Genomic DNA, 13,620 nt, shown 5'->3' with positions numbered 1-13,620 from the left:
CAGACGCTCCACCGACCAGGTCGGGTCGTTCGGTCGGCAACCGGCAAATAACTGCAACTGGGGTCCAAAGGACGCGCAGCCGGTCATGTTCCATCACAGCTGGTCTTTGTCGTCGGATGATTGGGATGCGCAGATGTTGTTTTTCTTGGCCAATAACTATCGCCTTGTCGCGCATGATCGTTGCGGTCCTGGCCGTTCGGCGCAGGTCGCCACGGGGCACAACATGGACCATTATGCTGCGGATGGGTCTGCCGTCGTCGAACATCTCGGTTTGAGGATGCTGTCTACATCGGTCATTCGACCGGCAGCGGCGAAGTTGCGCGCTATGTGCATCCTCTTACCTGGTAACTTCGAGAGGCCATGCCAACCGACAGCTTGAATTGGATCATCCGATGTTTGCGTTATAGCGCAGCTATCTCCAGCAAATCGGCTGTTGTTGGAGTAGGATGGCATTTATCAGCGCTGTAATCGAGGCGTCCAAGCCAGTCGGATTGGCATGGTGTCGTTTCCATGATCAAGGACGGTCCGCGCTAGACGAGGCTTTTTTTCATCAATCTGCGGAACCGTTCAAGGCGACCAGCAAAGATGGTGCTAGACGGCGGTGCCGCGATCGCCTTTTCGCAGACCATCGCGAGTGAGGCCTGGTCCGCATATTCTTCCGCTAAAAGAGAATATGTCATCTCGCATTCTGGAGAATGCGCGGTGATAGCCATTGATCGCTGCTTTCGGCTGCGGCGCGAAAAGTAGAAAAAATCCCACCCCCTCATATCTAACCCCATATCCGAAGACATATTATTACGCTGTCAGATTATTACGCTGTCAGAATGATGCGCCAAATTAGTTAATGAATATATCGAATATGGCAAAATCGTTTTAATAATATCACGCTTTAACTGCAATTGATGGCATAGTGTTCGATATGAATGTGAAATCCGCTCAGCTCGGTGCCGATCCGGTTTCCGGGTTGAAGCGCGGATTGTTGGCGTCGAGCGGCGAGGGTGTGATTTTGGCGGGCGGCGTCGCGCTTTCGGCCCAGGCGCGGCACAGCATGTCGCGCAGCATCGCGGCGCCGGCACTCGTCCGGTCATAGACGAACGCGCGCACATCCTTGTCGGCAAAATCGGCAAAGCCGTTGCGCTTTTCGAGCTTGTACAGATTTTCCACCAGGTCGCCCGCTTCGTTCAGAAAGCCCAGCACCGCATCGAACATGTCGCCACTCTGGCGGCGCGGCGTCCCGATGCGCGGCGCGATGTCCGCTACCGTCAGGCCCATCCCGTCGACGAACCGGCTTTCGAACCGGCCATGAACGGACCGGTCGGTGGTATAGTCCTTGGGATTGTCGCCGCGCCATCCGTCGGAATGAATCGAGTCATGGTGCGGCTGCGCCCCATCGCCGATATAATGGCCCAGCCGTATGACCTGAAAAGCGCAATGCTGTTCCGGGATCGACGCATCGCCGCCCTCCGCCTGGGCCTTGCGAACGTAGCGCATGCAGGTGATCAACCGTTCATAGGCTTCCATCGCCGCATAGGGCAGGGTGCCGGTCCAGCGTATATTGGTTCGCTGCGCCGTCTGCGGGTCGCTATCTTTGATCGCCTCATACTGTTTGTAGAGCGCCAGGACGAATTCATGGCGCGACCGCGGGATGGGTTTTACGAAGGTGAACTGTTCCCGAAACCAGCCATGATTGGGGTCTTCCTCCATCTTGGAGAAATTCTCCGCGTCTCCGCGCCAACTGTCGGGCAGCGAGGCCGAGGCTGCAATATAATCGACATGCTTGCGCAGGAAGACCGGCCCATCCTCCGGAATGGCCTCTATCGCCGCCCGATCAATCACGGCATGGGCGGTCTGGCCCCAAGCATGGGCGGCGGTCGGATGCAACGCCAGTGCGCTTATCGTGGTGAGGGCAAGGAGGAGGGTTCGCATCGTCTGAACTCCGAAATCAGGGGTCGAGGGGGTCGCGCGGATCGATCCGCGCCGATACGCGGGAGGGGCGGAACAGCAATTCGGTTGGCGACAGGCGGCGACCGACTTGCCCCGGCTGATAGCCAAGCTCCCGCTGGTTGCGCGTGGCGAATTGCGGGCTTTCGATCGAAGCGCTCTGGCCGGGGTCGCAGACGATCACGGCATCGCGATCCATCGGCGCATCCATCGCCATCAACAGGCGTGTCGCATTGCGCAAATTGGTGGTCGTATGCCGGGCATAGGGTTCGATCAGGATCGCGTCGGCCGGCACGCCATAGCGGTCGATCAGCGCGTTGCGCATCTGCTCGGCCTCGGCAAAGCGGGTCGCGCGGGGATGCGCCTTGCCTCCGGTCACGATGATAAAGGGCGCGTCGCCCTGCGCGAAGCGGCTGGCGGCCAGCCGAAGATGATATTTGCCAAAGGGGCTGATCGCCATGTCCGGCACTTCCGGCCCGACGCCCGTGACGATCAATGCGGAATAGCGATAGCGGCTCCAATCGAGACCTGTCGCGCGCGCCATGGCGGCCGCATTCGCGCCACCGGTCAGCGGTTCGAAACCGATCGCATCGGCGCGATCGCTACCGTCCAGCAGCGCCAGCGCATAGTCGATGCTGGGGTCCAGCGCCTGCGCCGATGTGTCGCGTGGGGTGCGTGACAGCCAATAAGCGGCCTGAAGCCGCGCCTGGCGCTCTTGCGGATCGATCGTGCCGGCCCCGTCGATCTGCGCATAGGCGGCTGGCGCGCCCAGGCCATAGGTGCGCAAGATGATGTTGATGCCTTCCATCTCGCGCTTGGCCTGCGCGGCCACCCCATCATCGGGGGCGGTCAGGCCAGCAGGCGCAGCCACCGACTTGGCCACGGCGTCGATGTCCGTTTCCGTCCAGATCAGCGCCTGCGCCACGCAGAACATATCCTGCGCGCAGCCAGCGACGCGCCGCTGCCGACTGTCCAACAGGGCAGCGATGTCCGCCTTGGAAACAAGTGTCCGAACAGCGGTCGGGTCGCGCGCCATCCCGTCGAAAAGCGGAAAGAGCCGCTGCGAAAGCCGTTCGGTCACGACATCGCGAACGGCCCCGGCTTGTGCCGGGACCGTCGCGATCGCAACCGCAGCCATAGTGGCGAACAGGGTCGCCATCCGTGCCACGGTGCGCATCATTACCAGGACTTGCTGATGACGAGGCGGAAGTTACGGCCAAAGATCGGCCGACCGTAAATGGCTTCCGCGCTGCCTTGGCCGCTCAGCGAGTCGGTACGAGTATTGCCTTCGGTCAGGCCATGGGCGTTGAACAGATTGTCACCCACAATCTGCATCTGCCAGCTACCATGGCGCGCCGTCACACCCGCGCCGATCGTGCCATAAGCGGGCAGGGCGGTGTTGTTGTACAGATCGACGAAGCGCTTGCCCATATAGGTATAGCGACCATAGACCGAGATATCCGTTTCGCCCGTCTGGAAGTCGAAGCTCGGACGGATATTGCCATAGATTTTCGGCTGGCGGACGATCTGGTTGCCCTCGGCCTGTTCCGGGTCGGCACCGGTCGCGCTCTGGAAATTCTTATATTTCGGATCGCTGATCGTCAGCGCCCCGTTGAGCGAGAACCACGGCGTGACCGCAACCGACGCGTCGAACTCCACGCCCTTCACCTGCGCTTCGCCGATGAAGGGAATGTTCACATCGTTGCGGCCCGTCGTCGGGTCGAAGGCGAGGAACGAGGCGTTGAGCGGATCGAAATTGGTGTAGAAGCCCGTGACATAGAGGTAGGAACGACCCGAAGCGAGCTTCAGCCCGACCTCGAACTGGTCGGCGACTGTCGTGATGATCGTGGGATTGATGCTCATCACCGTCTGCACATTGGGCGGCGTTTCAAGATGCGACGCGCGGCCATAGACGCCGACATTCTGGCTGAAGTCGTAATTGGCGCCGACCGTCCAGTTGGTGACGTTGGGCTTCCGCTTGGAATTGACGATGACGCCGGTGAAACCGCGCGTGGTGTCGTCGGCCAATGTCGTGGCATCGCCCAGATTGACCTGCTCGGTCAGCGCGGCCCAGCCCTTATAGCTGTAGCGTTCATGACGGACGCCCGCGTCGATGCGCAGGCCGGGAATGATCTCCCAGGTGTCGTTGGCATAAAGCGCGAACATCGTCGCGTCCGAATCGCCTTGGCTCAGCGTCGCGGCATAGTTCAGCACGCCATTGTCGGTGACACGGCCGATTTCCGCACCCGCCGCATTATAGGCAACCAGGTCGAGCGTGCGCGGCTGGCCTGCCACTTCGATCAGATAGTTCTGAAAAGTGGTACGGCTGCTTTCGCCATAGGCACTGGTGTAGAGGCCGAGCTTAATGTCGTGGCTGCCAATGCCGGTCTCGAACTTCTTGGCGACCGAGAAATTGCCCTGCGCCGAATAATATTTGGAATGAATATCGCGATACTGACCCTGCATGATGAGGCCGGAGGCGGCGTCGGGGTCATAGATGGTGTTGGTCCCCGCCAGCGTCAGGCCTAACCGACTGGCCGTCCCGAACGCGCTGTTCGCCCGGTTGCGAATGCTGTTGGCGCCACCGGAATCGAGGAAGGCGGTCAGTGTCGTGGGATTGGTGGTTGAATAGAAAGCGGTGAAATCCAGTTGTCCCTGGGTGTAACCGGCCTTGGCCGACACCAGCCAGCCGTCGAACTCGGCCTCATATTGCGCGCCGATATTGATCATCTGCATGTGGCGGCCATCAGCCAGGCCGCTGGTGCCGCTCTGGATCACGCCTGCGCCATCGCGATATTTCAGATTGACGTTGCGCAACGCGGGTGAGTTCATCGTCCCTTCGAAAAAGTCGATATATTTGTTCAGAGAAACGCTGGGGTCGCGCGGGTCCGCCGTAGGAATCGGCAGGTAGAAAACGTTGTGATCGTTGACATAATTGAGGCTCAGCTTGATCGAACCATTGTCCAGATCATGTTTGATGTTGGCGCGGATCTGGCCGCCCTTGTCGTTGGGGAAGCCATTGTCGCGATAGCCGTCATGCTGGCGCAGGAAGCCGCCGATCGCATAATAGGTATTCTCGCCGAGCGGTCCGGCCTGATAGGCATCCAGCCGATAGAGGCCGGTATCGCCCAGCGTCACCTGCGCCTTGCCGCGCGGCGTATCGCTGCCCGTCACGGTGATCGCGTTGATGATTGCGCCCGAATAGCTGGCATAGACCGGGGCAGGGCCGCCGCGCACGACCTCGACATGGTCGGTCATCAGGTCTTGCTTCAAGATCGCGTCGCCCCGGAAGAAGACGCCATCATTTTCGTGGAACAGCGGCAGGCCGTCCTGCTGGAAGCTGACAAAGCCACCATCATTGGGCAGGCCGCGGATGCGATAGATGTTCTGCACTTCGCCGCCGGTGATTTCGGTCTGGAAACCGGGCAGCTGGCCGATCAGATCGGCGAAGTTGACGGGGGCGATCTTCTCGACATCTTCGGCCGAGATGGTGTTGATCGCATAGGATACGTCGAAGCGACGCTGGGCGCGGGTCGAACCGGTGACGATGATGTCGCCCTGTTCGCTGTTCAGTTCGCCGCCCAGTTCGGCCGCCTGCTCGGCGGGGGCTGCATCCTGCGCAAAGGCGGGCGTGAGGAAGGTGGAACACAGCGCCGCAAGGGCGGTGCCGGTGGCAAAAACGGTCTTGATCATGAAAAGCCCCTCTGTGGTGGTCGAGCGGCCCGTGGTCGATGAACATGACATTTTTAATTATTGTTGTGAAAATAAATAAATCCGCCTAGCGCGGCGCTCATCGTGCGACAGAGCCGGTATGACGAGGGCCAAGGCCATGCAATTTCCCTCCATCGACAAGGACCAGCGCCGCATCCTGCAACGGCTGCGCAAGTCCGGCCCGCTGTCGCGATCCGCGCTGTCGGCGGCGCTGGAAATCAGCGGCACGGCACTGACCCGGCTGTCCCGCGATCTGCTCGCGCTCGGGCTGGTCGAGGAAATGCCCGACGTCGATGTGCAGCGGCGGGGCAGGCCCGCCATCCCCCTCCGCCTCGCTCCGCGCGGCGGCTATGCGGTCGGCGCGACGGCGCATAAGGGGCTGATCGAGATCGCGCTGGTGGACTTCACCGGCACCACGATCGCGATCCATCATGAAGCGACCGAGCCGATCGATCCCAGGGCGTTCGCGCACAAGATCCGCCGCATCACCCATATGCTGGTCGATCGCCATGGCCTGCTGGGGCAAAGGATGCTGGGCATCGGCATCGCGGTCCCTGGCCCGGCGCTGTCCTTGGCGGGCGACCGTTGGGCGGTGGTCGATGTCCTGCCCGATTGGCGGGACGCGCCCTTGCACGACATATTCTCAGCCGAAATGGGCTGGCCCTTGTGGATCGAAAATGACGCCAACGCCGCGGCGATCGCTGAATATTATCTCGGCGGCCTCATCCGCGATTTTTCCTCCATGGTCATATTGCTGCTTGGGTTTGGCATCGGCGCTGGCGTCATCGTGGACGGCCGCCTCGTGCGCGGGCAATTTGGCGCGGCGGGCGAGATCGGGGCCTTGTTTCCCGGTGACCGGCCGCGTCCCAGCCCGCTCGACCTGCTCGCCGTCCTGCGCGCAGGCGGGTGCGATATTTCCTCCGTCGCCGAAATCGATTTTGATGCCACAGACCAGGCGCCGATCATCGAAACCTGGCTCGACCGCGCCGCGCGGCAGTTGGAAATCGTTTGCAATTCCGCCTTTGCCTGGTTCGATCCGGGCGCGATCATGCTGGCGGGGGCATTGCCGCGCGCCATTCTCGATGGCCTGGCCGATCGCCTGCGCAGCGCCCATCTGGTCACCATGTTCGATCATCGCAGGCCGCCGGTGCAGGTCTCGAATCTCGGCAGTTCGCCCATCACCTTGGGCGCGGCGCTGTTGCCCATTCACGCGTTGTCGGCAGAAATTTGACGGAACATAAGAATGGCCGCGACCGGACGTTTTGGGTCGGCATGAAAATCCATGTTATTGCGCTGTTTGTCGGGCTGTGAGACTAGCACTCCCATGATGATGCGCGGCACCCACGACATGTCTCTGGTTATCCTGTCGATCCTGATCGCCATGTTCGCATCGTTCACGGCGCTCAGCCTTGCGACGCGCATGCGGGCATCGACCGGCTGGATGCAGCATATGTGGGTGACGGCCGCCGCCATTGCCCTGGGCGGCGGCATCTGGTCGATGCATTTCGTCGCCATGCTCGCTTTCACCATGCCGGGCATGGTGATGCGCTATGACCTCGCGCTCACCCTCTTGTCGCTGGCGCTGGCATTGGGCTTCACCTGGGCCGGATTCTGGATGTTGAGCCGGTCGGCCATGGCACCGCTGCGCTTGGCGGTGGCGGGCCTGTTGATCAGCGCTGGCGTGCTTGGCATGCATTATCTCGGCATGGCGGCGATGCACATGGCGGCAACGCTCCGCTATGATCCATTCTGGCTGCTGCTGTCCGTTCTGATCGCCGTCGGGGCCGCGACGGCTGCTATGTGGCTCGCCGCCCGCGATCATCAATTGTCGCATCGGCTGGTCGCGGCCGCCATCATGGGTGTGGCGATCGCCGGCATGCATTATGCGGGCATGCGCGCGGCGATCTTCACCGCAAAGACGGGCCTGACCATGACCGGCGGTGGCGGAAACCTAGGACAAACCTATCTGGCCATGTTGATCAGCGCGGTGACGGTGCTGATCCTGCTGCTGGCACTGGGTGCCGCCGGGCTGGAACGGCTGTTCCGCAATATCACCCGGCGGGAGGCGCGCATCGCGCTGCGCCTCAAGATCGCCGACGTGCTGCGTGGCCGCAATACAGAGGAAGCCTTACAGGAGGTCGCGGCGCTCATGGGCGCGCATTTCGGCGTTGCCCGTACCGGCTATGGCCAACTCGACCCGGTCGAGGACATCTTCCATTATGATATCTGCTGGACCGACGGGGCTGCGCCGCCCTTGCTGGGCCGCTACCCCGCCAAGACCTTCGGGCCGAAAATCGTCACCGCGCTCAAGGCAGGGCAGACGGTCGTCATCGATGATCTGTTTCACTCTGACCTCAGTAATGACACCCGCCTCCACGCGGACGCCAAATCGGTCGATACCCGCGCGATCCTCGTCGTCCCCTTCATCCGCGACGGCCGCCTGCAAACCATCGTCTATCTGAATGACCGCCACGCGCGCGCCTGGCAGCGGGACGATACCGCCTTCATGGAGGAGATCGCCGAACGCACCCGGCTGGTCATCGAACGCGCCGCGGTCGAGGAACAGTTGCGCGAACTCAATGCGACGCTCGAAGGACGGGTCGAGGCGCGCACGCGGGAATTGCGCGATGCGCAGGAAGCCTTGCTGCACAGCCAGAAACTCGAAGCCATCGGCCAGCTCGTGTCCGGCATGGCGCATGACTTCAACAATGTGCTGGCGGCGATCGTCGGGGCCTATGACCTGATCCTGCGCCGTCCCGACGACCTCGATCGTGTGCGTCGCTATGCCCAGGGTGGTCTCGACGCCGCCGAACGCGGTGCCAAGCTGACCGCGCAACTGCTTGCCTTCGCCCGCGCGCAACGCATCCAGCTTCAACCGCTCCTGGTCTGCGATGTTATCCGGCCATTGCACGACCTGCTCGCGCGTACCCTGGGGCCGATGATCAGGCTCGATTTTCAGCTCAACCCAAATCCCGTGCCGGTCCTGGCGGACGCGACCCAGCTGGAAATGATGGTGCTGAACCTGGCGATCAATGCCCGCGATGCCATGCCCAATGGCGGAACGCTGGCCATCTCTACCCATGTCCGCACCGTCAGCGGCGACAGCGAAATCGCCGACAATGACTATGTCGAAATCGCCGTGCGCGATACCGGCACGGGCATGGACGAAGTCACCTGCCGTCGTGCCATGGAACCCTTCTTCACGACCAAGGCGGTGGGCAAGGGCACGGGCCTTGGCCTCGCGCAAATCTATGCCAGCGCGCGACAGGCGGGCGGGACCGTCCGCCTCGAAAGCATCTTGGGCGAAGGTACCACCGTTCGCGTATTACTCCCCTGCACGACGTGGCAGCCCATCGCCGCGTCGCCCGCTGCCGCGCTTGCGCCTGCTGCGGAGCGAGACGCGGCGCGCATATTGCTCGTGGATGACGATGACAGCGTGCGGACCATCGTCGCGGGCGCCTTGGAAAGCCATGGCCATCATGTGGTCGAGGCGATTGATGGCGCCAGCGCCCTGATCAAGCTCGATGCGCAGGACTTCGACATCGCCGTTATCGACTTTGCCATGCCGGGTATGAATGGCGCCGAACTCGCCGCCCGGATCGCACAGCAATGCCCGTCGCTGCCCGTCATGTTCGCCAGCGGATTTGCCGATACTGACGCCATTGATTCCGTCACGGGCGGCAATGCCGTCATGTTGCGCAAGCCGTTCCGTATCGATGAATTGCTCGCCGCGATGCAGGGGCTGCTGGTGTCCCGACCGTTGGACAGCGTCGCCTGACGGCCGGAAACCGGCACCCCGGCCCAAACCTTCAATCCGGCGCGCTGGCCAACATGCCCGTCGACATGTCCAGCACGCCTACGAGCGCATCGATCTTGAAGGGCTTGCGCACTATGTGGGTGATCAGGCTCGTGTCCGCCGACACGCCTTCTTCGGCATAGCCCGTCACCATGATGATCGGCAGATCGGATGCCCGGCGTCGCGCGTCTTCTGCCAGTTCGATCCCGGTCATGCCCGGCATCGCAAAGTCCACGATCATCACGTCTGGAAGCTCGGCATCCAGCATCGTCACCGCCTCCGCGCCGGACGCCGCCTGCGTGATATGATAGCCAAAACTCTCAAGTCCTTCGGCAACGAACCGGCGCACGCCTTCGTCATCGTCCACGACCAGGATGTTGAGCTTCGCACGGACCCGGTCCGACGGCGAGATTTGCGCGACCAACTCCGTATCGACCACTGGTTGCTCGGCGAGCGGCAGCCAGATGCTGACGGTGGTACCCTCCTGCTCCACACTGTCGATCTGCGCGATCCCGCCTGACTGCCGGGCGATCCCGAAGACTTGGCTCAGGCCAAGGCCGGTGCCCTTGCCCAGTGGCTTGGTCGTGTAAAAGGGGTCGAACACTTTGGACAGGATCGGTCGGGGTATCCCCACACCATTGTCGCGCACCCGCACCACACCATAGCGTCCGGGCTTCACGCCCTCCGGTGCAGAGGGCCCGGCGTCCGTTTCGATCGTCAATATGCCGCCTTCCGGCATCGCGTCGCGCGCATTGATCGCCAGGTTCAGCACGGCCAGTTCGAGCTGATGCATGTCGGCCATCACCCAGGGCTGGCTCGCCGCCAGCGACCGTCGCTGGTCGATGCGCGGGCCGATGGTCCGGGCCAGCAGGTCGCTCATGCCCTCCACCAGCGCATTGAGGCTGAGCGGCGCGAGCGCCAATTGCTGGGTGCGCGAAAAGGCCAGAAGCTGGCGCGTCAGCTTCGCCGCGCGATCGGTCGCCTCCGCTGCGAAACGGGCGTGGCGCAATATCCTTTCGTCGTCGCTCCGCCGCTCGATCATTTCGAGGTTACCGGATACGACGGTCAGCAGATTGTTGAAATCATGCGCGATACCACAGGTCAACTGGCCCACCGCTTCCATCTTCTGCGATTGGACTAGCGCCGTCTGCGCGCGCTCGCGCTCGGCCACTTCCTCCATCAACATATTGTTGGCGCGCGACAATTCGCTCGTGCGCTCGGCAATACGCGTTTCGAGATTGGCGTTGAGGTGTGTCAGCCGCTCTTCGGCCAGTTGCAGCGCGGCGAGCCGCTCGCGCGCCTCATATTGTCGTCGCCGCACCCGCATCGCAGACCGCACAGCGCTGCCCAGCGTCTCGCTATGGATGGGCCGCTCCAGCACGATGACATTGCCCAGCCGCTCCAGCACAAGCATGGCGTCGCGGGGCCGATGCCCGGCCCGCCGCGTGGCGAGCAGGATGAAGGGAAAGTCCGACCATGGCGGCTGTTGCGCGACCCAGGCGTCGAGTGCGCTACGATCCGCCCCGGCCAGCGACTCCTCGGTGATGATCGCGGTAGCCGCGCCTTGAACCAGCTCGTCGCTCAGCGCACGCGCATCGGTGCAGGTCGTGCAGGCATAATCCTGCTTCGCCAACAGCGTTTCCATCACTGCCGCGTCTCTACCCCTCTGCGCCAGAACAAGGATGCGATCTTCCATCCTTATGTCTCGCTCGCCGCCGGCTCTGCTGCCAGCAAGGGCGTCTTGCCGCTATAGGTGGGCACGCCGGTCAGAACGCCGTCGAAATCCTTGAGCGGCTCGCCCACGGTAATGCCGTTGCGGCCCAGGCGATATTCCCTGATGGTCGCCTCATGCGGCGTGGTGCGGCTCTTCACGACCGACACGGCCTTGAGCATTTCGCCCTTGGCCTCGAAATAGCGGAAAAGGACGATCGTGTCGGACAGATAGCTGAGGTCAACGTCGGACCGGACCTCGCCGATGATACCATGCTGCCCCAATATGAGGACGGTGATAACGCCCTGCTGGTTCAGATAGCTCAACATCTCGTGCATCTGCAGCACCAGATATTTCTCGCCCGGCATGGCCTGCAGAAAGGCGTTCAGGCTGTCGATCACCACGAAGCGAACGCCATCCTCTTCCACGGCGCGGCGGACCCAGCTCGCAAATTCGCCCGGCGACATTTCCGCGGGGTCGATCTGCGTGACGGTCAGCGCGCCGCTGTCGAGATGCGGCTGCAAATCCATGCCCATGGCGCGGGCACGGGTGATCATCGTCGGCCGTCCTTCATCGAACAGGAAATAGGCCGCCTTTTCGCCGCGCGCGATGGCGCTCAGGCCAAACTGCACCGCGGTCGTCGTCTTGCCGACGCCCGAAGGTCCATTGAACAGCAAATTGGTGCCCACCGAAATGCCGCCGCCCAACATCTGGTCCATGCGCTCCAGCCCGGTGGAAACCAACTGCTGGACATATTGACCATGATGTTCATTTGCGACCAGACGGGGGAAGACGGCCACACCACCGGTTTCGATCACGAAATCATGATAGCCACCGCGATATTTCACGCCGCGCATCTTCACGACGCGCAGGCGGCGGCGTTCGGTGCCATAATCCTGCGCCGCTTGTTCCAGCGTGATGACGCCATGGGCAATGCTGTGCAACTGCAGGTCGTTGGGATCGGAACTGCGATCATCGAGCATCAGCACCGTGCAATGGCGCTGCGAGAAATATTGCTTCAGTGCTAGGATCTGGCGGCGATAACGCAGCGAATTTTGCGCCAGCAACCGCATTTCTAACAGGCTATCGAACACCACCCGAACCGGCCGGATGCGATCGACGCACTCCATCACGCCCTGGATCGTCTCGCCCAATTCCACTTCGGACGGCTCCAAAATGGATTGCTCCGCGTCGGGGTCCAGCCCTTCGCCGCTGACCAGTTCAAACAGGTCGATATCGTCCAGCACCCAATTATGGCTGCGCGCGACTTCCTTCAATTCCGCCGATGTTTCAGACAGGGTGATGTAAAGGCCGCATTCTCCCTGGCGCGCGCCTTCCAGCAGGAATTGCAGCGCGATCGTCGTCTTGCCGCTGCCGGGCGTTCCTTCCAGCAGATAGGCGCGATTGGCCGTCAGCCCGCCGCCCAAAATATTGTCCAGGTCCGCAATGCCGGTGGAAATCGTCACCTTGCGGTCATCGGTGGCCAGATCCGTCATATCGTCCTCAAACTCTTGCGCTCACAGGGAGCCGGTTGTTTCAGAAACGATTTGATCGCGATTTTGGTCCATGAACGGCTGTTCACATGACCGGACATCAGCCAAAATCACGTGGTTCATCGCAGGAAATCGGGCTTGGCGACACGCATCCGGCGATAGCGCGCTTCGATCAGGCTAAAGACCCCGAACAGCCCCAGGCCAAAGGCCACGACGCTCAAAATGATGGTGCCTTCCTCCTGTGCCCGCAATTGTTTGAGCGCTTCGCCCAGCCCACCCGCCTGATCGGGATCATGGTTCAGCGCGGCCGAAATGACGAACCAGCCGATCAGCGCGAATATCAATGCGCGCGCGGCATAACCACAGCGTCCGATCCAACGCACATAGTCGGGGGCGGGGGTATCGCCATCCAGTTCGTGAAACTCCGCCTTATAGGCTTTGATCGCCTGAGTCGCGGCAACCGCAAAGAGAACCAGGCCAACCAGTACCAGAAGGAACACGCCGCCCGGCTGGGACAAAAGCCAGGCGGACCAGCTTTCGGCGCTCGCGTCCCCCGGACTGCCCTGCTGCGCCGATGTCTGGCGCAAGGCCAAGCGCGCTGCGGCGACCGCCAGGATGACATGGGAAATGCCGCTCATGGCATAGCCCACCCGCTTGAATTTCCCCTTGAGCGTCCGGCTGCAATTTTCCGGGTCCATCGCCGCTTCGGTCAGTCGCCATATGGCGTAACCGGCAAACCCCAGCGCGCAGATGGCCAGCAGCACATGGCCCAGCGGCGCATCGACCATGCTGCCCAGCGCACCTTGATTATCCTTCACCTCGCCGCCCGTCGATGCGACATCCAAAGCGAACCAGCCGATCAGGATATAGACGAGTCCGCGCGCTGCAAAGCCGATGCGCGCGAATAGGGTCATACGGTCACTATAAATCATGAGGCCTCCTATCGGGGAGGCTAATGCGCGGTAAGT

The 13,620-nt window shown here is 62.0% G+C and carries 9 protein-coding genes and 1 pseudogene; 3 read left to right on the top strand and 7 right to left on the bottom strand.

All coding sequences use genetic code 11. The annotated features are described in order from the left end of the window. Positions 1-85 precede the first annotated feature (85 nt). Positions 86-330 (top strand): annotated as a pseudogene (locus IL54_RS25605) (alpha/beta fold hydrolase); the annotation flags it as partial. Between the two features lie 200 nt (positions 331-530). Here IL54_RS25605 and IL54_RS25600 read toward each other — a convergent pair. From IL54_RS25600 to IL54_RS21585, 4 genes are all read right to left on the bottom strand, one after another. After that, complete coding sequence (locus IL54_RS25600; RefSeq protein WP_156106335.1) at positions 531-713, bottom strand: hypothetical protein; 183 nt, start codon at positions 711-713, stop codon at positions 531-533. 223 nt (positions 714-936) lie between these two features. Continuing rightward, a complete protein-coding gene (locus tag IL54_RS25150) occupies positions 937-1,926 on the bottom strand; it encodes a nuclease (protein WP_037480352.1) in 990 nt (329 codons plus the stop codon). 16 nt (positions 1,927-1,942) lie between these two features. Further along, a complete protein-coding gene (locus IL54_RS21590) occupies positions 1,943-3,121 on the bottom strand; it encodes a YdcF family protein (RefSeq protein ID WP_037480351.1) in 1,179 nt (392 codons plus the stop codon). Then, positions 3,121-5,634, bottom strand: coding sequence for a TonB-dependent receptor (locus tag IL54_RS21585; protein WP_037480350.1), 2,514 nt, complete (start codon positions 5,632-5,634; stop codon positions 3,121-3,123). The genes IL54_RS21590 and IL54_RS21585 overlap by 1 nt, the downstream gene beginning before the upstream one ends. Positions 5,635-5,770: 136 nt before the next feature. On the opposite strand from IL54_RS21585, the gene IL54_RS21580 reads away from it, so the two are divergent. Together IL54_RS21580 and IL54_RS22420 are read left to right on the top strand one after the other, a co-directional pair. Then, positions 5,771-6,883 (top strand): ROK family transcriptional regulator, encoded by a 1,113-nt coding sequence (locus IL54_RS21580; RefSeq protein ID WP_037480778.1) that lies wholly within the window; start codon positions 5,771-5,773, stop codon positions 6,881-6,883. A 117-nt stretch (positions 6,884-7,000) separates the two neighbouring features. Beyond that, on the top strand, positions 7,001-9,430 hold the full coding sequence (locus IL54_RS22420) for an MHYT domain-containing protein (RefSeq protein ID WP_237748987.1): 2,430 nt from the start codon (positions 7,001-7,003) through the stop codon (positions 9,428-9,430). 31 nt (positions 9,431-9,461) lie between these two features. Here IL54_RS22420 and IL54_RS21570 read toward each other — a convergent pair whose 3' ends face one another. From IL54_RS21570 to IL54_RS21560, 3 genes are all read right to left on the bottom strand, one after another. Beyond that, complete coding sequence (locus IL54_RS21570) at positions 9,462-11,093, bottom strand: response regulator (RefSeq protein WP_202807689.1); 1,632 nt, start codon at positions 11,091-11,093, stop codon at positions 9,462-9,464. Positions 11,094-11,146: 53 nt separating this feature from the next. Next, on the bottom strand, positions 11,147-12,655 hold the full coding sequence (locus IL54_RS21565; protein WP_037480344.1) for an ATPase domain-containing protein: 1,509 nt from the start codon (positions 12,653-12,655) through the stop codon (positions 11,147-11,149). Between the two features lie 116 nt (positions 12,656-12,771). Further along, positions 12,772-13,584, bottom strand: coding sequence for a DUF1206 domain-containing protein (locus tag IL54_RS21560; protein WP_052027834.1), 813 nt, complete (start codon positions 13,582-13,584; stop codon positions 12,772-12,774). Between the last annotated feature and the right edge of the window lie 36 nt (positions 13,585-13,620).

It is taken from the genome of Sphingobium sp. ba1 (genome assembly GCF_000743655.1).
Taxonomy (GTDB): Bacteria; Pseudomonadota; Alphaproteobacteria; order Sphingomonadales; family Sphingomonadaceae; genus Sphingobium.
Note: the sequence above shows the minus strand (reverse complement) of the source record. Positions and strands in the feature narration are given on the sequence as shown.

Coding starts and splice junctions, on each gene's coding strand:
- IL54_RS21565 (WP_037480344.1), bottom strand. CDS start 12,655: ATGACGGATCTGGCCACCGATGACCGCAAGGTGACGATTTCCACCGGC.
- IL54_RS21590 (WP_037480351.1), bottom strand. CDS start 3,121: ATGATGCGCACCGTGGCACGGATGGCGACCCTGTTCGCCACTATGGCT.
- IL54_RS21570 (WP_202807689.1), bottom strand. CDS start 11,093: ATGGAAACGCTGTTGGCGAAGCAGGATTATGCCTGCACGACCTGCACC.
- IL54_RS21560 (WP_052027834.1), bottom strand. CDS start 13,584: ATGATTTATAGTGACCGTATGACCCTATTCGCGCGCATCGGCTTTGCA.
- IL54_RS22420 (WP_237748987.1), top strand. CDS start 7,001: ATGTCTCTGGTTATCCTGTCGATCCTGATCGCCATGTTCGCATCGTTC.
- IL54_RS21580 (WP_037480778.1), top strand. CDS start 5,771: ATGCAATTTCCCTCCATCGACAAGGACCAGCGCCGCATCCTGCAACGG.
- IL54_RS25600 (WP_156106335.1), bottom strand. CDS start 713: ATGGCTATCACCGCGCATTCTCCAGAATGCGAGATGACATATTCTCTT.
- IL54_RS21585 (WP_037480350.1), bottom strand. CDS start 5,634: ATGATCAAGACCGTTTTTGCCACCGGCACCGCCCTTGCGGCGCTGTGT.
- IL54_RS25150 (WP_037480352.1), bottom strand. CDS start 1,926: ATGCGAACCCTCCTCCTTGCCCTCACCACGATAAGCGCACTGGCGTTG.